Source organism: Chitinophaga ginsengisoli (assembly GCF_003014595.1).
Taxonomy (GTDB): Bacteria; Bacteroidota; Bacteroidia; order Chitinophagales; family Chitinophagaceae; genus Chitinophaga; species Chitinophaga ginsengisoli.
On the sequence record NZ_PYGK01000020.1, the window covers coordinates 35059 to 56331 of the forward strand.

At 46.7% G+C, this 21273-nt stretch carries 19 protein-coding genes; 11 read left to right on the forward strand and 8 right to left on the reverse strand.

The window, feature by feature from the left end; translation table 11 throughout:
* The first annotated feature begins 4 nt into the window (after window positions 1-4).
* From CLV42_RS30410 to CLV42_RS30435, 6 genes are all read left to right on the forward strand, one after another.
* The gene (locus CLV42_RS30410) at window positions 5-685 is read left to right on the forward strand and encodes a porin family protein (protein WP_106605717.1); all 681 of its coding nucleotides are present in this window, start codon (window positions 5-7) and stop codon (window positions 683-685) included.
* Between the two features lie 13 nt (window positions 686-698).
* Window positions 699-2363 (forward strand): NAD+ synthase, encoded by a 1665-nt coding sequence (locus CLV42_RS30415; RefSeq protein ID WP_106605718.1) that lies wholly within the window; start codon window positions 699-701, stop codon window positions 2361-2363.
* 120 nt (window positions 2364-2483) lie between these two features.
* Complete coding sequence (gene serS, locus CLV42_RS30420) at window positions 2484-3758, forward strand: serine--tRNA ligase (protein ID WP_106605719.1); 1275 nt, start codon at window positions 2484-2486, stop codon at window positions 3756-3758.
* Window positions 3759-3831: 73 nt separating this feature from the next.
* Complete coding sequence (locus CLV42_RS30425) at window positions 3832-4377, forward strand: GNAT family N-acetyltransferase (protein WP_106605720.1); 546 nt, start codon at window positions 3832-3834, stop codon at window positions 4375-4377.
* A complete protein-coding gene (locus tag CLV42_RS30430) occupies window positions 4374-5459 on the forward strand; it encodes a ThiF family adenylyltransferase (RefSeq protein WP_106605721.1) in 1086 nt (361 codons plus the stop codon). The genes CLV42_RS30425 and CLV42_RS30430 overlap by 4 nt, the downstream gene beginning before the upstream one ends.
* A gap of 8 nt (window positions 5460-5467) precedes the next feature.
* Window positions 5468-6211: a sulfite exporter TauE/SafE family protein gene (locus CLV42_RS30435; RefSeq protein WP_106605722.1), complete on the forward strand. Its 744-nt coding sequence runs from the start codon at window positions 5468-5470 to the stop codon at window positions 6209-6211.
* On the opposite strand, the gene CLV42_RS30440 is transcribed toward CLV42_RS30435, so the two are convergent.
* The 3 genes from CLV42_RS30440 to CLV42_RS30450 form a co-directional block, all read right to left on the reverse strand.
* Window positions 6167-7354 carry a PepSY-associated TM helix domain-containing protein gene (locus tag CLV42_RS30440; RefSeq protein ID WP_245901772.1) on the reverse strand — a complete coding sequence of 396 codons (1188 nt, stop codon included), beginning with the start codon at window positions 7352-7354 and terminating at the stop codon, window positions 6167-6169. The genes CLV42_RS30435 and CLV42_RS30440 overlap by 45 nt on opposite strands.
* Window positions 7355-7356: 2 nt before the next feature.
* Complete coding sequence (locus CLV42_RS30445; RefSeq protein WP_106605723.1) at window positions 7357-9834, reverse strand: TonB-dependent siderophore receptor; 2478 nt, start codon at window positions 9832-9834, stop codon at window positions 7357-7359.
* A gap of 229 nt (window positions 9835-10063) precedes the next feature.
* Window positions 10064-10432, reverse strand: coding sequence for a DUF7009 family protein (locus CLV42_RS30450; protein WP_106605724.1), 369 nt, complete (start codon window positions 10430-10432; stop codon window positions 10064-10066).
* 76 nt (window positions 10433-10508) lie between these two features.
* Here CLV42_RS30450 and moaD point away from each other — a divergent pair, with 76 nt between their 5' ends.
* Both moaD and CLV42_RS30460 read left to right on the forward strand, forming a co-directional pair.
* Window positions 10509-10739, forward strand: a complete 231-nt coding sequence (gene moaD / locus CLV42_RS30455) for a molybdopterin converting factor subunit 1 (protein ID WP_106605725.1) — start codon at window positions 10509-10511, stop codon at window positions 10737-10739.
* A 21-nt stretch (window positions 10740-10760) separates the two neighbouring features.
* The gene (locus CLV42_RS30460; RefSeq protein WP_106605726.1) at window positions 10761-11177 is read left to right on the forward strand and encodes a molybdopterin synthase catalytic subunit; all 417 of its coding nucleotides are present in this window, start codon (window positions 10761-10763) and stop codon (window positions 11175-11177) included.
* Window positions 11178-11230: 53 nt separating this feature from the next.
* Here CLV42_RS30460 and mobA read toward each other — a convergent pair whose 3' ends face one another.
* Window positions 11231-11815, reverse strand: a complete 585-nt coding sequence (mobA, locus tag CLV42_RS30465; protein ID WP_106605727.1) for a molybdenum cofactor guanylyltransferase — start codon at window positions 11813-11815, stop codon at window positions 11231-11233.
* A 10-nt stretch (window positions 11816-11825) separates the two neighbouring features.
* Entirely contained in the window at window positions 11826-12308 is a 483-nt protein-coding gene (gene moaC / locus CLV42_RS30470) for a cyclic pyranopterin monophosphate synthase MoaC (protein WP_089828824.1), read from the reverse strand.
* A gap of 43 nt (window positions 12309-12351) precedes the next feature.
* On the opposite strand from moaC, the gene CLV42_RS30475 reads away from it, so the two are divergent.
* The 3 genes from CLV42_RS30475 (at window position 12352) to CLV42_RS30485 (ending at window position 16307) form a co-directional block, all read left to right on the forward strand.
* A complete protein-coding gene (locus CLV42_RS30475; protein ID WP_106605728.1) occupies window positions 12352-13557 on the forward strand; it encodes a molybdopterin molybdotransferase MoeA in 1206 nt (401 codons plus the stop codon).
* Window positions 13558-13633: 76 nt separating this feature from the next.
* Window positions 13634-15073 (forward strand): DUF1800 domain-containing protein, encoded by a 1440-nt coding sequence (locus CLV42_RS30480; RefSeq protein ID WP_245901773.1) that lies wholly within the window; start codon window positions 13634-13636, stop codon window positions 15071-15073.
* Window positions 15074-15098: 25 nt separating this feature from the next.
* Window positions 15099-16307 carry a DUF1501 domain-containing protein gene (locus CLV42_RS30485; protein WP_106605729.1) on the forward strand — a complete coding sequence of 403 codons (1209 nt, stop codon included), beginning with the start codon at window positions 15099-15101 and terminating at the stop codon, window positions 16305-16307.
* Here the strand turns inward: CLV42_RS30485 and CLV42_RS30490 are convergent.
* From CLV42_RS30490 to CLV42_RS30500, 3 genes are all read right to left on the reverse strand, one after another.
* Window positions 16304-16804, reverse strand: a complete 501-nt coding sequence (locus CLV42_RS30490) for a hypothetical protein (RefSeq protein WP_106605730.1) — start codon at window positions 16802-16804, stop codon at window positions 16304-16306. The genes CLV42_RS30485 and CLV42_RS30490 overlap by 4 nt on opposite strands.
* Window positions 16805-16928: 124 nt before the next feature.
* Window positions 16929-18974 (reverse strand): OPT family oligopeptide transporter, encoded by a 2046-nt coding sequence (locus CLV42_RS30495; protein ID WP_106605731.1) that lies wholly within the window; start codon window positions 18972-18974, stop codon window positions 16929-16931.
* Window positions 18975-19391: 417 nt separating this feature from the next.
* Window positions 19392-21098 (reverse strand): peptide MFS transporter, encoded by a 1707-nt coding sequence (locus CLV42_RS30500; protein WP_106605732.1) that lies wholly within the window; start codon window positions 21096-21098, stop codon window positions 19392-19394.
* Window positions 21099-21273: the final 175 nt, after the last annotated feature.

Sequence of the window (21273 nt, forward strand, 5' to 3'; positions counted from 1 at the left end):
TTATATGAGGAAAGGAATATTCATCATGTTTTTGTTATTAAATGCAGCCGCATTGAAGGCGCAGCGCAACTTTATACAGGAGAACAGGGTGCGGCTGGGCTTTAAACTGGACCCCACAGTTTTCTGGCTGCAACCCCAGGAATCAGGCGTTGACCGTAATTCGGCCCGCGCCGGTGTCAGCTTTGGCATTATGGCAGACTTTCTGCTCGACGAAACAGGGCGGTATGCCATCGCTTCCGGTTTACAGGTGTCTACCACCGGCAGCACATTGAAATATGAAGCTAATAAGGGGCTGGACGACTATAAGCAGATCCCGGCAGAATATAAACTGAAAATCACCTACGTAGAAATCCCGTTTGCATTGAAGCTCAAGACTGATACCGACAACGGGTTGGGTCTCTGGGGACAGTTCGGTACATATCTGGGCGTTCCCGTACGTGGCAGGGCAGATGTTGTTAGTCTGCAGGCCAATGACGACAAAGTGAATGTATTGCGTACTATTACACCCATCAATATGGGACTGCTGATCGGCGCCGGTATTGAATATCCATTGGGCGAAAGGCTGACTGGTATGGCTGGGCTCAGCTACCGGAATGGGTTCATTGATGTGACCCGCAACGGAAAATGGGAGGATGGCAAAGTAAATATGAATAGCTTTGCATTAAATCTGGGATTATTCTTTTAAAAGACGTTTGTAGATGAAAATTATACTTGCTCAACAGAACTATCATATCGGCAATTTCGAATTAAATACACAGAAGATCCTGGAAGGAATTAAAGCAGCCGAAGCGCAGGGAGCTGACCTGGTAGTATTCTCTGAGCTGTGTGTATGCGGTTACCCACCCAGGGACTTCCTGGAGTTTGAAGATTTTATCCAGCAATCCTATGCTGCCATCGACAAGATCAAAGCCCATACCGCCAATATCGCGGTGCTGGTAGGTGGCCCCTGCCGGAATCCACAGCCGGAAGGAAAGGACCTTTTTAACGCCGCCTGGTTCTTGCACGAAGGAGAAGTAAAACAGGTCATTCATAAGACATTACTGCCTACTTACGACGTATTTGACGAATACCGCTACTTCGAGCCCAGTTATGCCTGGAATGTAGTGCCTTTCAAAGGGAAGAAGCTGGCAGTGACCATCTGTGAAGATATCTGGAACCTGGGAGATAATCCCTTGTACAGGGTGTGCCCGATGGACCAGATGATGGAACAGCAGCCAGATGTCATGATCAACCTGTCAGCCTCTCCGTTCGACTATGATCATGCGCAGAACCGTAAGGAGATCGTCCGTTCCAATGTACGTAAGTACGGTATTCCCATGTACTATTGTAATGCTGTTGGCTCTCAGACAGAGATCGTCTTTGACGGAGGTTCAGTCATTTTTGATGCGCAGGGTAATGTGGTAAAGGAACTGCCTTATTTCGAAGAGGCGATAGACGGGTATGACCTGGACCTGCTGTTGCAGTCCCAACAGCCGGCGGTGGATACAGCGTATACACCGGTGACGACATTACTGCCTGAATATAACATCGATCGTATTTACCAGGCTATTATCCTGGGTATAAAGGATTATTTCCAGAAAATGGGCTTCACAAAAGCCATCCTGGGATCTTCCGGTGGCATTGACAGCGCAGTAACACTGGCATTGGCAGTAGAAGCGCTCGGAAAGGAAAACGTAAGAGCCATCCTGATGCCATCTCCCTACTCCACTGAACATTCTGTGGATGATGCGGTGGCCTTATCAAAGAACCTGGATAATCCATATGATATCATCCGCATCAACGATATTTATGAGAGCTTCCTGGAAACCCTCAACCCCTATTTTGAAGGCAGGCCTTTTAATGTGGCGGAGGAAAATACCCAATCCCGCATCCGGGGCAACCTGCTGATGGGTTTAGCTAATAAATTCGGGTATATCCTGCTGAATACTTCCAACAAGAGTGAATTGTCTACCGGTTATGGTACACTCTATGGCGATATGGCCGGCGGACTGGCAGTATTGGGAGATGTATACAAAATGCAGGTGTATGCCCTGGCCCGGTATATCAACAGGAATAAAGAGATCATCCCGGCGAATATCATCGATAAAGCACCATCTGCTGAGTTGCGCCCTAACCAGAAAGACAGTGATAGCCTGCCTGATTATGCTGTCCTGGACAGAATACTGTATCAATACATCGAACGCCGGCAGAGCCCTAAAGAGATCATTGCCCAGGGATTTGATGCCGCCCTGGTAGCCCGTACGCTCAAAATGGTAAACACCAATGAGTACAAGCGGAACCAGTTCTGCCCTATTATCCGCGTCTCTTCCAAGGCTTTCGGCGTAGGAAGAAGGGTGCCGATCGTAGGAAAATACCTTTCATAATCGTACTTACCAATCAGGAATTGTGAATGAAGAATTGGAATGGGAGCGCCTCATTCCCTAATTCTTAATTCACAATTCCTGATTGACTGTTATATTTGCTGAAATTTAATAAATCTTAAAATGTTACAAGTTCCGTTCATTCGTCAAAACAAAGACCTGGTGCTGGAACGGCTCGCTTTGAAAAATTTCAAGGAGCTGGAACTGGTTGATCAGGTACTGGAGCTGGACGACAAGCGCAAGAAATTAACCCTTGAGTATGATGAGACAAAGGCCAAAGCAAATTCGCTGTCAAAAGAGATAGGTAAGCTGATGGCCCAGGGACAGAAAGATGAAGCGGAATCACGTAAATCGGAAGTAACATCGCTGAATGAAAAGCTGCACCCCATCAATGAAGAGCTGGCGGCAGCTGAAAAGCTTTTACACGATACACTTGTAAAACTGCCTAACCTGCCATCTCCGCTGGTGCCTCCAGGTAAAACACCTGAGGACAATGTGGAAGTGCGTAAAGGTGGTGAGATCCCCGCATTATATGAAGGGGCAGTGCCTCACTGGGATCTGGCAAAGAAGTATGATCTGATTGATTTTGAACTGGGAAATAAGATCTCCGGCGCCGGCTTCCCGGTATATAAGAACCGTGGAGCACGTTTGCAGCGCGCTATGATCCAGTATTTTCTGAACTATAATACCAGCAAAGGATATACGGAATTCCAGGTGCCACACCTCGTCAATGAGGCTTCCGGTTATGGTACCGGACAACTGCCGGATAAGGAAGGCCAGATGTATTTTGTAGGGGAAGATGAGCTATACCTCATCCCTACTGCAGAAGTACCGCTGACCAACTTATTCAGAGATGAGATACTGAAAGACAGCGAATTGCCTGTAAAACTGACCGGTTATACGCCCTGTTTCCGTCGTGAGGCGGGTTCTTACGGTAAAGATGTACGTGGTCTGAACCGTCTGCACCAGTTCGATAAGGTAGAAATAGTACAGGTAGTACATCCGGAAGAGTCTTATGATGTGCTGGATGAAATGGTAGTACATGTGGAAGAACTGGTAAAGGCCCTGGAACTGCCATACCGCATCCTGCGCCTGTGTGGTGGTGATATGGGTTTCGGTTCTGCGCTGACCTACGATTTTGAAGTGTATAGCACTGCACAGCAAAGATGGCTGGAAGTGAGCTCTGTATCCAACTTTGAAGCCTTTCAGGCAAATCGTGCCAAGATCCGTTTTAAAGACGGTGGTGGTAAACCTCAGCTGGTACATACGCTGAATGGCAGCTCCCTGGCATTACCGCGTATACTGGCTTGTATACTGGAAAACAACCAGACGCCAGACGGTATTAATATCCCGAAAGTGCTACAGCCTTATTTTGGTGGAGACAAGATCGCACTATAAATAAAGAAATATTGAAATAATAGAAAAGCGTTGCATATGTTGCAGCGCTTTTTTTTGTAGTTACATTTGTAGTATGCAGCACTTTCTACCCAATGGCCAGGTATTATTGGTGCGCCCGGCCCTTCTGGAAGACGCTCCGGCGCTGTTAGCCCTGTTCCGGCAGCTGACTATGGAAACAGATTTTCTGCTCATGACCAGACAGGAAGCGGCAGAACTGACTGTCGTGGACGAACGGGCATTTATCAGCTCTCTCAGTAATGAGTCCAAACATCTTCACCTGCTGGCGATGGTGGAAAACCGTCTTACAGGTTCTATTACTATCAAACAATCAGATCTGAAGAAAGAAGCTCATATGGGCCAGCTGGGGATCGCCATCCTGCATGAATACTGGAATATGGGTATCGGCCGCCGGCTGATGACCACTGCCCTACGTTGGGCGGAACAGCATAATGAGCTGGAAATCATCCACCTCAATGTGTTTGCAAATAATGAAAGAGCTATCCAGTTGTATCGTAACTTTGGTTTCCTGGAATATGGACGTTTGCTCCAGGGATTTAGGCAAACGGATGGTACATATGGCGATTCAATATTAATGTCTAAAAGGATAAAGAACGGATGATGCAACGATATGACAGACACTTGAAACTGGAAGGCTTCGGTCCCGCAAAACAACAACTGCTCAACAACGCAGCAGTACTGGTAATAGGTGCAGGTGGATTAGGAGTGCCCGTATTGCAATATCTCACTGCAATGGGAATCGGAAAGATCGGTATCGTGGAACACGATGATATTTCTCTCACAAACCTGCAAAGACAGGTGCTTTACAACACCAACGAAGTAGGCAGCCCGAAATTGAAAGCAGCAGTACAACACCTGCAGCAACTCAATCCGGAAGTACAATTCGCTATGTACGATACCTGGATCATGCCAGACAATGCGCTTGACATTATCCGGCCTTATGATGTAGTGGTGGACTGCACAGATAATTTTGGTACCCGCTACCTGGTCAATGATGCCTGCGTAATACTCAACAAACCCTTTGTATATGGCGCCATCCATAAGTACGAAGGACAGGTCAGCGTATTCAATTACAAGGGTAGTGCTACTTACCGCTGCCTGTTCCCCGAACAGCCGGAACCGGGCACCATGCTGAATTGCAGTGATATTGGTGTACTGGGCGTCCTGCCCGGGATCATCGGTACCTATCAGGCCAACGAAACAGTAAAGATCATCACAGGTATTGGTGAACCACTCAGCAATCAATTACTGACCATCGATACACTCTATAACATCCATCACACTTTCCAGATCAAACCTGTTCCCGGTAATCATGACATTACCACACTGCAGGATAGCTATGAGCAGCCCTGCGATACAGGTGGCGTGAAAAGTTTATCAGTGCATCAGTTGGAAGATTGGCTGGAAACAGAAAAGCCTTTACAACTGATAGATGTAAGAGAGCCTGATGAATGGGAAATATGCCATATTCCGCAAGCCATGCATGTACCGATGCGGATGGTTGGAAGTATTATTCCTAAACTGAGAAAAGATCAGCCGATAGCCTTGATATGCCATCATGGAATGCGCAGCCTGATGGTCGCGCAGCAACTGGATGCAGCAGGTTTTCCTGCGGTCTACAATGTAGAAGGCGGCATCCATGCCTGGGCAGCCGAAATTGATGTAGAAATGAACACTTATTAAACTGGCTTATGTCTGTTGAACTTTGCATACTGTTTTTTACGGTAGCGCTATTGTATGCTTCTGCTGGTTTTGGTGGAGGTTCGAGTTACCTGGCTTTAATGGCACTGTGGAGTGTTGATTTCCAGCTGATGAAATCAACCGCACTACTCTGTAATGTCGTAGTGGTGATAGGCGGTGTCTATCACTTTTACCGTGCGGGCCAGTTGCCGCTGAAGAGAGCCCTGCAGCTAAGCCTGATCAGTGTACCGTTTGCATTTGCAGGCAGTTATCTGCCCTTAAAACAACATACTTTTTTCCTGCTGCTGGGCATTGCGTTGACGTCAGCCGCTTTGTTGATGTGTTACAAACTGTTCCTGGAAAAGGAATATGTGCCGGATCCCAATGCACAAAAGACTTACAAATACGGCGTTGTGGGCGCTGCTATCGGCTTATTATCAGGTATGACAGGTATTGGCGGAGGTATTTATTTGTCGCCGGTATTACGTCTGGGGCGTTATGATACAGCGAAGAAGATAGCGGGGATCTGCAGTGTGTTTATACTGGTAAATTCTATCGGCGGTTTATTAGGACAGGCCAGCAAAGGAGAAATTATATTTGATCTTCACTTTGCCGGCCCGCTTTTATTATCTGTTATCGTCGGCGGACAGATAGGCGCCCGTTTGAGTGCTGCCGTACTGAAACCGAGGATAGTGGAAGGTGCTACTGCATTACTGATATTGTACGCTGGTGTCCGAATGCTTATCCAGGGGTAATGCCTGTGGTTTTGCCGCCTTCCCCCTTGTTTCCGTTTTTTTCTTTTTCTTCTTTCTACCCATCCATATCAGGAACCCGGATATGGGCAGTGTAGTAGCTACAAGCGCTGCAATCAGTGCCAGTATCTGGGTTGGCCATCCGTAGAGGGTACCTCTGTGTAAAGGATATACCCATCTTCTGGCAATGGTGCCATTACTTTCATTATCATACAAACGCTCCTTCACCAATTCACCGGTACCGGCCTGGAAATAAAGGAAATCACTCACATTCCCGTGTCTGGACCTATCTTCTTTGGAGGCTGAAATAGCTGTGCTGTCATTCTCCGCAAAGCGGATCGTGATCGTGCCTTCGTATGGCAGCCTTACATTGGTAGTGTTGACGATCTTTTCCAGGTAAGCGATGCCCGTATTCTTTACGGCCGGACTTTCAGGAGAAACTATTTTCTGTTGTTTTGTGTTCCCGTCAAAAGCCATGTAAAGCAGGTTGTTCGCCCACTTATAGCTCCAAATAAGTCCTGTAAGGGCGGTGATCAGCAATATGATGTGTACATAGAAGCCGAATACAGCATGCAGGTCCCAGTTCAGTCTTTTGAAAGACGCATTCCATTTTACGCTTAAACGCTGTTTACGGGCATTCCTTTTAGGCCACCACAATATCAGGCCGGTCAGTATCAGAATGGTAAAGATGGAACATGAAATGCCGGTAATGAATTTGCCGGTCTCACCCATGCACAGGTAACGGTGTAATTGCAATACGACTGAGAAGAACCGTTTGTTGCCCGGCATTGATTCAATGATCTTACCGGTATAAGGATTGACAGCAACATACAGCTGGTTTTTAAGCACCTTGTTCCCTTTCCCCTTTCGTAAGAGATAGACAACGCTGCGGTCAGCTTCAGGTTCTATCATGATGTTGCCGACCTTGTATTTAGGATTTTCCCGTTGTACATAAGCTGTCAGGTTGTCCAGCGGTTGTCTGGAAGTGTTTGCAGGCACTTCTACATAAAAAAAAGAAGACTGGAACACATGTTCCAGTTGTTCTTCAAATACGAGCAGGCTGCCCGTCCCCGCTACTACGAGGACCACAATGCCAGAAGCTATGCCCAGCCAGAGATGTAACCAGCCAAATATTTTCTTCATCATCATCAGAATGTATATGAAATTGTTGCCTGCCAGCTCCTCGGCGCGCCGGGGAAGAGGCGAATATAGTCATATCCACCCACCCAGTAGGTTTTATTTGTAACGTTATTGAAATTCACCTGTAACCGCACTTTATTCACCTGGTAGTAAACAGCCGCGTTCACCAGTACATAACCAGGCAGGGTTTGTGCCGTGTTGAGTGACACATTCCTTTCTGTTACGAAATTAGCGCCAGCTCCTACTCCTAAGCCTTTTGCAGGGCCGGAAGGAACAGTGTATTTGGTCCAGATATTTCCCTGATGTTTAGGCGCATTTGGCTTCTGCTTGCCAACCAGTGCTGAGTCAGATTTGCCTGACTGGCTGATAGTTGCATCGTTGAAAGCATATGCCAGCGTCAGGTCCCAGTTAGCAGTGATACGGCCTGTCACATCCAGTTCTACACCTTTGGAAGTTTCTTCACCGATCTGTATCATTTTGTCAGGGTTGCCTGGTTCGTTTGCATTATACAGTGTATTGGTCTGAACGATGCGGTATACAGCTGCATTGGCAGTGATATTACCATTGAACCATTCTGTTTTCAGACCACCTTCCCACAGCTGACTGGTGATAGGATCGAATGGCCCGCCGGAGAGCGGATTGGTCTGAACAGCAGCATCCTGTGGATTGTAGCCTTTGGTGTACATGCCGTATACATTGATGTTGCGGTTGATGCTGTATACAACACCCAGCCTTGGCAGGAAAGTATGTTGTGTTACTTTCTTCACACTATCGGTTCTGTAGTTAGGTCTGTCGGTATATGTTTCGAAACGGCCACCAAGTAATAATTTCAGGTTGCCGATGCCGATCTGGTCCTGCAGGTAGATACCGCTGATACTACTGAAAGATGGTAATACGGCGCTGTTCTGTACAACGTAGGTGTATTTGGAAGGATCTTCCAGTTTGTTATCATTCTTAGTGATATCAAAAGAAGAAACGTTCGGCTTAGGTATGCTGATCACCTTGCCATCTGGAGTGGTGTAGTTGTAGAATACATAGTTAGCTGCTTTCGCAGGATTGTATGCTGCTGAGCCGCCGGCCTTCAGCTGGTAATTGCTCGCCGTTAACTGAGATGCACCAGGAGGCAGTTTAGAGGTAGCGTAATCATAACCGCCCACCAGTTTATGCGATATTTTACCGGTCTGCATACTGTATGTCAGGTAAGCAGAAGCATTATCACTGGAAGGATTCTTTTTGCGGATGAAAGACTGACGAGCCACCAGGTTAGGAATGGGGGTGCCAGCGGAATCCACTGCATAAGCGTTAGCGCTGCGGTGTTCCAGCAGATCTTCCGTATAACCGGTGCGCAGGTAGGCCAGGTTAAAGGCCAGCTGGCTGGAGAACTGGTGATTCAGAGAGGCTGTTACGGTATACGTTTCCTCATTCAGGTAATCGTTAGTAGCATTGAGTGAGCGGGAGATCGGTGTTGAATAGAGATCACCCTTGTATAACACTGACTGTCCGCGGTCCAGGCGGCTGTTGGATTTGTTATATACCGCATCAAAGTTGATACGTGTTTTTTCTGTTGGCAGGAAAGATACAGATGGTGCAATGACAAGGTTCTTATCGAACTGCAGATCGCGGAATGATTCTGTATTTTCATAACCAATGTTCAGACGGTAGAGGATGGTCTTCTCATCGTTCAACGGACCGGTAAAGTCAGCCAGGACGCGTGTATTATTGAAGCTACCCATGGTGAAGCTGAGAGATTTGCGGGCTTCTTCCAACGGCTTTTTAGTTACACGGTTGATGGTACCGCCGGGAGAGGCATTACCAAACAATGCAGACGCAGGGCCTTTGATCACTTCTACTCTTTCCAGGTAGTTGACCATAGGCTGTTTCCAGAAGCCGGTGAAGGTACGCAGACCATTCAGCAGCTGTGTGGTGCTACCACCATTGATACGGAAACCGCGGATGGTGATATCATCATAAAAAGTAAACTGATTCACACCGCTGAAGTTCTTTACTACATCTCCCATTCTTACAGATGCCTGGTCCTGCATCAGTTCTTTGGTAACATAGGAAATAGACTGAGGTACATCTTTTAACGGAGTCGCCGTTTTGGTACCGATAAAAGAAGCGGTGTTCTTATATCCTTTTTCAGTTCTTCCGGTTATTTCTACTGTTTGCAGCTGTGAGGAAGCGGGCACCAGGGTAACATCCAGTCTGTTACCTTTTACTTTCTGTTGTAAAGGTTCAAAACCGGTATGTGTAAAACGGATGGTATATTCTGCGCCTTCAGGCAGGTTGGAAAAGATGTAATGTCCGTTTTCATCAGTGAAAGCGGTCTGGCTTTTGTTGAGCAGTACGCTCACTTTTGGTAATGGAACGTTGTTAATATCTCTGACAGTGCCTTCTATGTTCACTTTAGTTTGTGCGTTGGCGGATATACATAGGAACAGATATAGGGAAATGCTGATTTGTAGCTTTTGTAAATAGCCGAACATTGACTGACTGATTTTTCCACAAAGAACGATCAGTAATGCCCGCTTACTTACTCGGATCGGGAAAAAGATTTATCCAAAGCGGAAAAACCAGCTAGCAATGCCTTGTATGTCAGAAACATGTCATATTTTATAATCTATTAGAAAGATAGTGTCTACCTTGAACTTTTCAAGTGTAAAAATGAGATATGCTGACTTCCTTCCCTAAAGTTATTATCTGATAAATGTATGATTAACAGCTGCTTGCAGGATTTTCAAAAGCGTTGCTATCATCTTCATCACGTTCTGTCAGGCATTTAAAATCTTTCTCAACGAGAATACTTAGTACAGAACCGTCTGCATTGGGAATTTCGGCGGAGAAGCCTACCTGGTCTGTATCTGTCCATTCCTGCACCTGTTCTTTCGGGAAGGAAAGGTGTATGGCAGATGATTCTAATTTGATAAAAGGCGCATTATTGCCGGCTTTAGCCTTGATACAGAAATGAAGGTTGCCAGCGCCGATGGTAGTACTTTCTTCTACTTTTCCATCAGCTTTGAGTGCTTCAATGTCTTTTTTATCCAGCCGGTAGCGGATGCTGTTACCCCTGATCCTTATTTTCATCTTACTGTTATTTGATATATCACTTGTTTAAAATTACTACATTATCGTAGCTTTATCTAAATTTCATGCAAGGGATATGCGCATTTTACTATTCGGTATAGCGAAAGATATAGCAGGAGCACCTGTTATTACGGCGGAGGGGATTACTTCAGTAGCAGCACTCCGGAGCTGGTTGTACACAAAATATCCATCACTGGAACAGTTACGTTCCCTGATGATAGCGGTGAATAAAGTGTATGCAAATGATGAGGATGTATTACAGCCAGGAGATGAAGTTGCCGTGATTCCACCAGTGAGTGGCGGGTGAGATGAGCTTATTGATATTACGATGAACAAACTAATAAAAATAGATAGCAATGTAACCGTACAACAAGCACTCGACTTCGTTGAAGGGCCTGACTGTGGCGGTGTTGTAGTCTTCTCAGGAAATGTAAGGAACGTTACAAAAGAAAAAAAAGTAACCAGGCTTTTTTTCGAATGTTATGAACCGATGGCATTGCTCGAAATGGAAAAGATCGCAGATTATACCATTGAAGAAATGGGGGTAAAAAGGATCGCTATTTTACATATCGTTGGTGAAAAGCAACCGGGAGAAGTAGTGGTGGTTATTGCTGTTGCGGCACCACATCGTGCAGCTGCATTTGATGCATGTGAATATGCAATTGATACATTAAAGGAAACAGTGCCTATCTGGAAAAAGGAATACTTTGAAGATGGCGAAGTGTGGGTTGCGGCACATCCGTAAAAAATAGCTGATCACGCATCAGGAATGTCTTTATTCCTGATGCGTGATTATCGTTAATGTTTAATCTGCTCTTCCGCTTCTTTCATTTCTTCCGGCGTATTGGCATTAAACTGTTCTGCTGAAAACGGATTTTCCATCTGCAGAATATCAGACTGCAGTAATGTCTTACGCGGACAATTCTTCCCTTCATTAAAATTATGCTGCAGCTTTTTCAAACCTGATGGTTCCCATATGGCGATCAATGGTTCAGGTAGATGATTGACAGGGCTGATCAGTGATGTCGCATCTTTCAGAATCTGTCTTTGTGATACGAGATATTGAAGGCTCTGCTGACTGATCAGCGGAAGATCAACCGCCAGCACCAGCCATGCTGCATCCGGAAATGCGGCGTGTGCACTGAGCAATCCTACAGAAGGTCCATTGCCTTCGATACTATCAAAGATCATGGGTACATCCTCACTCAATGCCGGTTTTTGTTCTTCCCTGCAGGAAAGGTATACGTCGGGCGTAATGTTATGTACTAACTGATAAAGATATTGCCACTGCGGCATGCCATGATAGGCGATCAGGCTTTTATCCTGTTGCATGCGGGTACTGCGGCCGCCGCAGAGTATGAGTCCTTTTAATGGCGCTGTCATCGTACTGTGTTTAAAAATCCCTTTTACCACCTGTTTTGCTCAGCAAACGTGTCTGTCTGATCACCATTTCATGTGTAAATGCCTTACACATATCATAGATGGTCAGCGCAGCAACACTGGCGCCGGTGAGCGCTTCCATTTCTACGCCTGTTTTGCCGGTGGTTTTAATTGTGCAACGCACTACCGCCTCTTCACCTTCCAATTCTATCTCCACCTGGCAGCCATCCAGGAGTAATGTATGACAAAGGGGTATCAGGTCCGGCGTCTTCTTTGCGGCCATAATGCCGGCCAGTATGGCGGTCTGGAATACCGCACCTTTGGCGGTATGAATATCTTTACCGCTGAATTGCTGTCTTACGATCTCCGGTAGAAATACCCTGCTTTCAGCTACTGCCACACGTGTAGTTTCCGCCTTCCCACTCACGTCCACCATTACCGGTTGATCAGCTGCATTGAGGTGTGAAAATCCCTGCTTAGTTGAATCATTGCTCATAATGGAATAAATTTACAACTAAAGCCATTAAACAACCAAAAGAATGCTGATAGATGTAACCACCGCATATACCGCTGTAATGGATACTGTTCGGGATTTTGGCATAGAGCAACTGCCCTTTACTGCTGTCACCGGCCGTATTCTGCGGGAGCCGGTATTGTCTGACAGGGATTTCCCTCCCTATGACCGGGTAATGATGGATGGCATTGCCATCAATTATGAAAGCTTTGGAAAAGGACAGACTGTCTTTGGCGTGGAAGATATACAGGCTGCAGGTATGCCCCGTAAACAGTTGTCCAATACAGCTAATTGTATAGAAGTAATGACAGGCGCCATTATGCCTGAACTGACAGATACGGTGATACAATATGAACACCTGACTGCCACAGAGCATGAGGGCTTCAAACGTTTTACCATCAATGCCGGCGTTGAAAAAGGACAACATATCCACCGGCAGGGTTCGGATGCTGCTGCCGGTCAGCTGGTGATCCCCGCAGGTACCCTGTTAAGTGCTGCCGAAGTGGGTGTGCTGGCTTCTGTCGGCAAGGCACTGGTAAACGTAAGCCGTTTGCCCAGAGTCGCTGTTATTGCTACCGGCGACGAGCTGGTGCCGGTTACGGAAACGCCGGATGTACACCAGGTCAGGATTTCCAATTCCTACAGTTTGGCGGCTGCATTGAAAGAACTGGGCATTAATGCGGAATGTTATCACGTACATGACAATGAAGCGGCTATCCGGCAATTATTTGAGTCGCTGAAGCATGCTGATGTCTGGATCTGTACAGGGGCTGTATCAGCTGGAAAATATGATCATCTGCCGCTGGTCCTGGAACAAATGGGCATGCAGCAGATCTTCCACAAAGTGCAACAGCGGCCGGGCAAACCTTTCCTGTTTGGCCGCTTTGAGAACGGGCCTGTAGTATTTGCCCTGCCCGGTAATCCGGTGTCAGGTTTTATGTGTTGCTACCGTTATGTGCTGCCCTGGCTACGTGCCTGCCTGCAATATGCAGCGCCACCTGTGCCCTATGCGGTATTGGGTACCGATATCAACTTCACAGCACCGTTGACCTATTTCCTGCCTGTTCGCCTGCACCCTGTGGCTAATGGACAATTGGAAGCCTTACCGCCTCCTTACCATGGCTCCGGTGATCTGGCTGCCTTGTTACAGGCCGACGGTTTCCTGGAATTGCCGCCAGAAAAGAGCGTATTCCCCAAAGGCAGCAGCTATCCTGTGTGGAAGTTCAGATGAGGGGCCCATGTTAAATCTCTCATCCGTCATTAAACTTTACCCACTCATAGGCGTCAAACCCGAAATCTCTTCCTATATGGCAGCTGTTCCTGAAAAGCTACAAATGCAACATCTTGCGTGGAGGGCCGGCTTTGGCGCTTCACTTCCCGTTATCGAAGACTGGACCCACAGAAAACGGCGGCAGGTGATCAGTAAGATCCTGACCGGCCCGGATAAGGATCCCCAGACACCCCTGAAAGTAATGGACGAAACAGATCTTCCTGAACGGACAAAGGAAATGTCGCCGGAGGAGAAGAAAGAGCTGGCTAAAATGAACAGGCAGGGTATCAAAGACCTTAACCTTTCATGGATATACGAAATGGTGCAAACGCAACATCCGTTACGAGAAAAGATGGCCCTGTTCTGGCATGGACATTTCGCCTGTCGTACGCAGAATGTATTATTTAGCCAACAACTGTTGCAGATAATACGCGAAAACGCATTGGGTAGTTTTAGTACACTGCTGACTGCCGTTTCGAAGTCTCCCGCTATGTTACAGTTTCTGAACAACCAGCAGAATTACAAAGCACATCCCAACGAAAATTTCGCCCGTGAAGTAATGGAACTGTTCACTATGGGCCGTGGCCATTATACCGAAACAGATATCAAAGAAGCTGCCAGAGCCTTTACTGGATGGGCATATGATAATGATGGTAACTTTATATTCAGAGATAAACGGCATGATAACGGAGAGAAAACAGTACTTGGTAAAAGCGGAAATTTCACAGGAGATGATGTACTGAAGATATTACTGGAACACAAGGAAACAGCAAAGTACATCACTGCAAAAGTGTATCGCTATTTCGTAGATGAGACGCCTGATGAAGCAAGAATAAACACACTGGCAGACAAGTTCTACACATCCGGTTATGATATCGGAGCACTGATGCAGCATATCTTTAATGCAGACTGGTTCTACGATCAGCAGGTGATTGGTAAACGTATAAAATCACCGGTGGAACTGCTGGTGGGCTTACGTAGAACCGTCCCTGTTAATTTCGAAAGAGAAGAAGTGATGTTATCGTTCCAGCAGGTATTAGGCCAGGTGCTCTTTTATCCGCCGAATGTAGCCGGCTGGCCCGGAGGGCGTAATTGGATAGACAGTTCCAGCCTGATGTATCGCATGCAGCTACCCAAAATGATCTTGTATGAGAAGGAGTTCAACATTACCCCCAAAGAGATCACGCCTGAAATGGGTATGGGGAGTTATAAGGCAACGATGGAGTTGAATGAATCTGTGAAAAGGCAATACGCCAGGAAGATCAAAGGTGTGATCAACTGGGATATTTTCCTGAAGGATTATGAGAAAATACCCCGGGAAAAGCTGGCAGATACTATTGCTGGTTCCCTTTTACAGAGTAATAAAAATGTGAACAAACAACTGCTGGAAAACTATGCAGATGTTTCTTCCCGTGAAAATTATATCAAAACAGTAGCAATAGCAGTCATGAGCACTCCGGAGTATCAGTTGTGTTAATGTATCCACTTAAAAAATCAAGTTTATGCTGATCTTAAACAGACGACGTTTCTTACAGGTAGGATCATTAGCCTCAGCTTCACTGATGATGCCGAAATTCCTGAAAGCATTGGAGAAAGATAACCTGGTGCCTGCCGGCAATAAGGTACTGGTGGTAGTACAACTCTCGGGAGGTAATGATGGGTTGAATACAGTAATCCCGTATCGCAATGATATTTATTACCGTATGCGTCCTACATTGGGTATCCAGCGTGAGAACGCCTTATCCCTCACAGATGAAATGGGTTTACATCCCGCATTAAACGGCTTGAAAAGCCTATATGATGAGGGCTCACTGGCAATAATGAATAGTGTAGGTTACCCTAATCCTGACAGGTCACATTTCCGGTCTATGGATATCTGGCAGTCTGCCAGTACATCTTCTGAAAACTGGACAGATGGCTGGATAGGGCGATTCCTGGATGCGCAATGTAAAGGTTGTGATAAACCTGTACAGGCATTGGAGATTGACGACACTTTAAGTCTCGCAATGAAAGGTGATCTGCAGAAAGGCCTTGCCCTTAAAGACCCTGATAAACTGCAGGCAGCTGCCAGCGACAGGATGTTCAGGGAATTACTACAGAAGGAAGCAGGTACTACTGAAGATGACCATCAGCCGGTGGATTATCTGTATAAAACGATGAGTGCAACAGTTTCATCTGCATCTTATATCAAAGAGCAATTCAAAGCATATAAGACAAAGGAGATTTTCCCCTCAACAGAGCTGGGAAAGAACATGCAGACCATTGCAAGACTGATCATGTCAGATATCAGTACAAAAGTATACTATGTGTCGCATGGTGCTTTTGATACGCATGTGAATCAGCTGGCAGCGCAGCAGACACAGTTGCAACGGTTGGATGAAGCCATTACTGCATTAACAAAAGAACTGAAGAATAACAACCGCTTCCAGGATGTAGTGATCGTCACCTTCTCTGAATTCGGTCGCCGGGTAGAACAGAATGCAGGCGGTGGTACCGACCATGGTACCGCCAATAATATGTTTATGATAAGTGGTGGATTGAAACAGCAGGGCCTACTGAATGAAGCGCCTGACCTGGGAAATCTGAACGAAGGTGATCTGCAGCATAAAGTAGATTTTAAGAGTGTATATGCCACACTGTTGAAAAAGTGGCTGGAAGCTGACGATGCCGCCATCCTTAAAAGACAATACGATCACCTGTCATTTGTTTAATTACTCTTCTTGACGATAGCTCTTAGAAAACCGAAGGTGGCATTCCTGGGAACCAATGTACCGGTGGTATCGACCAGGGTACCGGTGAATGAACCTTCGATCAGGCTATCTTTTACGCTGGTAATTGAAAATGTGAAAGTACCGACGTGCTCATTGGCTATCTGTGAAAGGTTGGCCTTCGGATAATACACAGAGATAGAGTTGCCATCCCGTGAATAAAAGCTGCCTTTTGTCAGACCATCCGTACTTCCCAGCAGTGTGATATGAACTTCTTCATCATCGATGCCGATGGCAGAGATAGTTAATTTGTCGATATCATTGTTGGGATCTGTATCGGTAAGATTTGCAACAGAAATAACCGCAGCAGGATTTTCAGCAATCACTATCAAGCTGTCAAAGTCAAACGAAATGAATTTGCGTGCTACTTCATTTTGCGGATCTTTCTTACAGGATGAAAAGATCAGTACGACGCAAAGAATGGTGAAGGTTATGCGCATAAACAACAAGGGGTTTTTTGTTATAACGCAATAATAAGCAGTTAATTGCAAACAGAAATGAGTAAAAGAAAAAGGCTCAGGAATTCATCGGATTCCTGAGCCTTTTCTTTTAGTATTAAAACTTCTATTTGTTCGCTATTCTGTACAACACCCAGCCCATAAAGGCGAACAGGGCTGTACCAAAGATGAAATATCCACCGTGACCAAATATACCAGCCAGCGAATGTTCCATATTTACAGCTGCTAATGCACTGGAAGTGCTGTCGAAACCCGCCAGTATCGCGATGATTACACCGGCAACAGCGCCGCCTGCTACCAGACCGGTCGCAAAGAGATTACCTTTGCCAAGCTCTTCTTCCTCTGCAGACAACTGCACATTTTTCTTCTTGCGTTTCTGATCTACCAGTCCGCGGATAGCGCCACCAATGAAGATAGGGAGGGTGGTAGACAATGGCAGGTAAGCACCTACTGCAAAAGACAATGATTTGATACCGCAGAGCTCCATGGTGATAGCCAGGAAAACACCCGCCAATACAAATTGCCAGTCAAGGTTGTAAGACAGGATACCTTTCGCCAGCGTCGCCATCAGGGTACCTTGTGGCGCCGGATAATAGATACTGCCTATCGCGTGGTCAGTTACACCATTGGCAATCATCGCAGCAGTAGGCTTATCCAGGAATTTCACCGTCAGACCGATCACTATAGAAGAAACGATCGCACCTATGAAAAGCGATAACTGCTGATACATGGGAGTAGCGCCCACGATATAACCCGATTTCAGATCCTGTGAAGTACCACCGGCATTAGCCGCAGCGATACAGATCATACCACCTACTACCAGCGCCATTGGTTCATATACTTTACCACTCCAGCCTACTGCGATAAACACCAGGCAGGTTCCCATCAGGGTGGCAATGGTCATACCGGAAATAGGGTTGTTGGAAGATCCGATCAGACCCACAATACGGCTGGACACGGTTACGAAAAAGGCGCCGAAGATCACCACGAGCAGACCCACCAGCATTTTCTTACCGATAGAATCGCCAGGTAACTGTGGCAGGAATGCCATCAGCACAACCAGCGCAATGCTACCGAACAATACGATCTTGATATTAAGATCTCTTTCAGTACGTGGTACGCTTCCTGTAGCTGCTTCTCCACTCACGTTGTCTTTCTTCAGGGAACCAATGCTGCCTTTAAAGGAAGATATGATAGTAGGGATTGTTTTAATCAGTGTAATGAATCCACCTGCAGCTACCGCGCCGGCACCTATCTGCCTTACGTAAGCAACGTACACAGCAGCGGAGAAGTCACCGAAGGTATGTGCAGTTGGATTCCAGTCTCCTTTTCCGCCTGGTGTGCTGACACTGGCCAGGTAACCCAGTTTCACCAGCTGAGCGGCAATCGCGTCGGGAGGTACCAGGAATGACAATAATGGTATCAATACCAGCCACGATAAAACACCACCTGCAACCAGTACCCCAGCAATACGGGGACCGATGATATAGCCCACACCCATGTATTCAGGGGTGATATCGGCGCTTATACGGGCAGATGAGAAATATTTATTATACTGCTGAGTCATGTAAGAGGGGGTTTCCGCAATGACATGCAGCACTTTTTGCAGGAATGCATAAGCCACGGCAAAACCCAGTCCATAGAAAGCCGTCTTGGCGAAATCGCCCCCTTTCTCACCGGCTATCAACACATCGCCACAGGCGGTACCTTCAGGATAAGGGAGGGTTTCATGCTCTTTTACGATGAGTGACCTGCGTAGCGGGATCATCATCAGGGTACCCAGGATGCCTCCGAAGATGGCCAGGGTCAGAATGGTCAGATAATTGAAGAACTGTGCACCACCGCCATCTGAAAGGAACAGAAAGCCCGGCAGCGTGAATACTACTCCGGCGGCAATGGACTCACCAGCCGAGCCGGTGGTCTGAATAATGTTGTTTTCGAGAATAGTGGTTTTAAAGAATTTCCGGCCAAGGGTAATGGCAATTACCGCAATAGGGATAGAGGCGGAAACAGTCAGGCCTGCTCTTAATGCCAGGTATACGGTGGCGGCTCCAAAAATGATCCCGAATATACAGCCCAGTACAATGGACTTCAATGTAAACTCCTTCATATGCACCTCAGGCGCAACAAAAGGCTTGAATTTATCTGCCATAAATAGGTTTGATAAGTGTAGATTTTTGTTGATTAAGAGGCAATATAAGAGAAAAATCCCTTTTAGGATCAGGACTTGGCATATTTACACAGGCGGTAGACGGTTCTGGCGTTTACATGTACTTCTCTGTTATAAGCTGCAGAAAGAGCTTATTGATACCCATGTAAATAGCATCTTTTACCGATTCTTCCATATCGCTATACCGTCATTTCCATATCATTTCACCGTCATTTCTATATCGAATCGATATACAGATGACGGTAAAGTGATATGGAGATGACGGTATAGCGATATGGAGATATAGGGATCAAAGCAAACACATATGGGTATTGAGTCCTGTAGGAATGCTTTTCCCGGCAAAAAAAAACGGTGCAACCAGGAGGCTGCACCGTTTGCAATAAACTAACAGGAGAATGCTTAGTAGGACCCCGTTTTCTCTTTCACCACCCTGGCGATCCACTTGCTGAGTATCAGCATCACCACGCCGGCAATACCTGCGGAGATCACGAGGATCAGGAAGTAGCTTGTTTTGTTGGTGAAGCTGTCCCAGAAGGTGGCCATCAGACCGGCTACTTTACCGGCAATGGCGTTCACCAGGTACCAGCCACCCATCATAAGGGCGGTGACACGGGGAGGAGACAGTTTGGATACCATAGACAAGCCGATCGGGCTCACCAGGATTTCCCCTACGGTAAATACCGCGTAGGTACCAAACAGCCAGGCCATGGAGCTTTTATCGATATAAACATTGGTCATGGCGGCGGCAACCACCATCAGCAGGGATGAACCCGCTGCCAGGAAGATGCCGATAGCAACCTTTACCGGGGTGGTAGGTTCTTTACCGCGTTTGGCCAGCCAACCGAATATGCCTATTACAATCAGACTGAAGGCTACAATAAAGAACGGGTTGATGGACTGGAAGATCTCTGTGGAGAGAAGCTTCAGCTTGCCATCCTGTGGCCATTTTTCTTTTGGCAGGTTCTGGAAGTAGGGGTCAGCGCCCGGTACTTCGATGGTATTACCGTTGGCATCCTTGATAGCGCGGAAGTGCTCGTCTATCTGGGTTACCTTATGAGGTTCGGTGGTCACGGTCTGCAGCATACCGAAAGGTTGTGCTGCCTTTTCCATGGCCGGAGACATCTGGCGGTCAGTGTACTGGTCAGCCCAGATGGTGAGGCCGGTACTGTTCTGGTTATAGATCACCCAGAATATGATAGCCACAGCGAAAAAGGCCAGCAGGGCGCCCAGGCCGCGTTTGTCCTCTTTCTGCTTGGAGGTGGTATACAGACGGATGTAGAAGATAATGATAGGCACACAGGCAAAAAGGAAGGCATCATTTGACGGGGTACCGAACAGCGTGTGACCCAATAAAGAGGGGCTGCTGATAAAATAACCGATCACAGCAGCGAGAATAGCCGGTAGCAATGCACTGCCCAGGATCTTGGCGGTAGACATTTCATCCGGGGAGGCTGGTTTCCGGATATCTCCTTCGGCAATCTTCTTCAGGTTGGAGGCGAAGATAACCAGGCCTACCAGCATTCCTACACCTGCAGCGGCGAAGGCGTATCCCCAGCCATAGTGGTTACGGAGATAGGCTGCCACGAAGTTACAGATGAAGGCGCCGATATTCACACCCATGTAAAAGATGTTGTAGGCCACGTCTTTTTTGGGAGCGAGGTCTGCCCGGTTGTAGATATTCCCCAGAATAGTACCGATATTGGGTTTGAAAAAGCCATTACCGATAATGATCAGGCCAAGTCCTGCATACATAGCCAGATCGCCGGGAGCTGCCAGGGAGAAATAACCGGCTGCCAGGAGGAAGCCCCCCAGTATCACCGCTCTCCGGTAACCGAGATAGCGGTCGGCCAGGAGGCCGCCAATGAAAGGAGATAAGTAAACTAATGCGATGTAAGAACCGACAAGGTCCGCTGCTTTGGTGGTGTCAAACCCTTTACCGCCGTTGGAAGATGGATCTACGAGGTAAAGGAAAAAAATGCCGATCATCAGGTAATAGCCGAAACGTTCCCACATTTCAGTAAAAAAGAGTACGTACAATCCTTTGTGGTGACCCTTACCCCGCGGGGTGGGCGTGATTACAGGCTGCTCAACAGCAGTTTGAGTCATAATAGATCTGTTTAGTTTGTTGTTTGTTTATTGTGTTAGTCAGTCGTTCGAATCCGGCAAGATAAATAAATTCAGCTTTTTATCGGGTAAAATGGTGTTTTTGGTCAAATTTTGGCCTTTCTTTGCAAAAAATTTGGAAGAACGGGCTGATTGGAAGGTGAATGTAAATTTTCAG

Bases quoted from the DNA above. Each gene is read 5' to 3' on its own strand.
- CLV42_RS30485 (WP_106605729.1), top strand. From the start codon at position 15,099: ATGCTGATCTTAAACAGACGACGTTTCTTACAGGTAGGATCATTAGCC.
- CLV42_RS30410 (WP_106605717.1), top strand. From the start codon at position 5: ATGAGGAAAGGAATATTCATCATGTTTTTGTTATTAAATGCAGCCGCA.
- CLV42_RS30445 (WP_106605723.1), bottom strand. From the start codon at position 9,834: ATGTTCGGCTATTTACAAAAGCTACAAATCAGCATTTCCCTATATCTG.
- CLV42_RS30490 (WP_106605730.1), bottom strand. From the start codon at position 16,804: ATGCGCATAACCTTCACCATTCTTTGCGTCGTACTGATCTTTTCATCC.
- CLV42_RS30430 (WP_106605721.1), top strand. From the start codon at position 4,374: ATGATGCAACGATATGACAGACACTTGAAACTGGAAGGCTTCGGTCCC.
- CLV42_RS30450 (WP_106605724.1), bottom strand. From the start codon at position 10,432: ATGAAAATAAGGATCAGGGGTAACAGCATCCGCTACCGGCTGGATAAA.
- CLV42_RS30500 (WP_106605732.1), bottom strand. From the start codon at position 21,098: ATGACTCAAACTGCTGTTGAGCAGCCTGTAATCACGCCCACCCCGCGG.
- CLV42_RS30415 (WP_106605718.1), top strand. From the start codon at position 699: ATGAAAATTATACTTGCTCAACAGAACTATCATATCGGCAATTTCGAA.
- mobA (WP_106605727.1), bottom strand. From the start codon at position 11,815: ATGACAGCGCCATTAAAAGGACTCATACTCTGCGGCGGCCGCAGTACC.
- CLV42_RS30480 (WP_245901773.1), top strand. From the start codon at position 13,634: ATGGCAGCTGTTCCTGAAAAGCTACAAATGCAACATCTTGCGTGGAGG.
- moaD (WP_106605725.1), top strand. From the start codon at position 10,509: ATGCGCATTTTACTATTCGGTATAGCGAAAGATATAGCAGGAGCACCT.
- moaC (WP_089828824.1), bottom strand. From the start codon at position 12,308: ATGAGCAATGATTCAACTAAGCAGGGATTTTCACACCTCAATGCAGCT.
- CLV42_RS30475 (WP_106605728.1), top strand. From the start codon at position 12,352: ATGCTGATAGATGTAACCACCGCATATACCGCTGTAATGGATACTGTT.
- CLV42_RS30425 (WP_106605720.1), top strand. From the start codon at position 3,832: ATGCAGCACTTTCTACCCAATGGCCAGGTATTATTGGTGCGCCCGGCC.
- CLV42_RS30440 (WP_245901772.1), bottom strand. From the start codon at position 7,354: ATGATGAAGAAAATATTTGGCTGGTTACATCTCTGGCTGGGCATAGCT.
- CLV42_RS30460 (WP_106605726.1), top strand. From the start codon at position 10,761: ATGAACAAACTAATAAAAATAGATAGCAATGTAACCGTACAACAAGCA.
- CLV42_RS30435 (WP_106605722.1), top strand. From the start codon at position 5,468: ATGTCTGTTGAACTTTGCATACTGTTTTTTACGGTAGCGCTATTGTAT.
- serS (WP_106605719.1), top strand. From the start codon at position 2,484: ATGTTACAAGTTCCGTTCATTCGTCAAAACAAAGACCTGGTGCTGGAA.
- CLV42_RS30495 (WP_106605731.1), bottom strand. From the start codon at position 18,974: ATGGCAGATAAATTCAAGCCTTTTGTTGCGCCTGAGGTGCATATGAAG.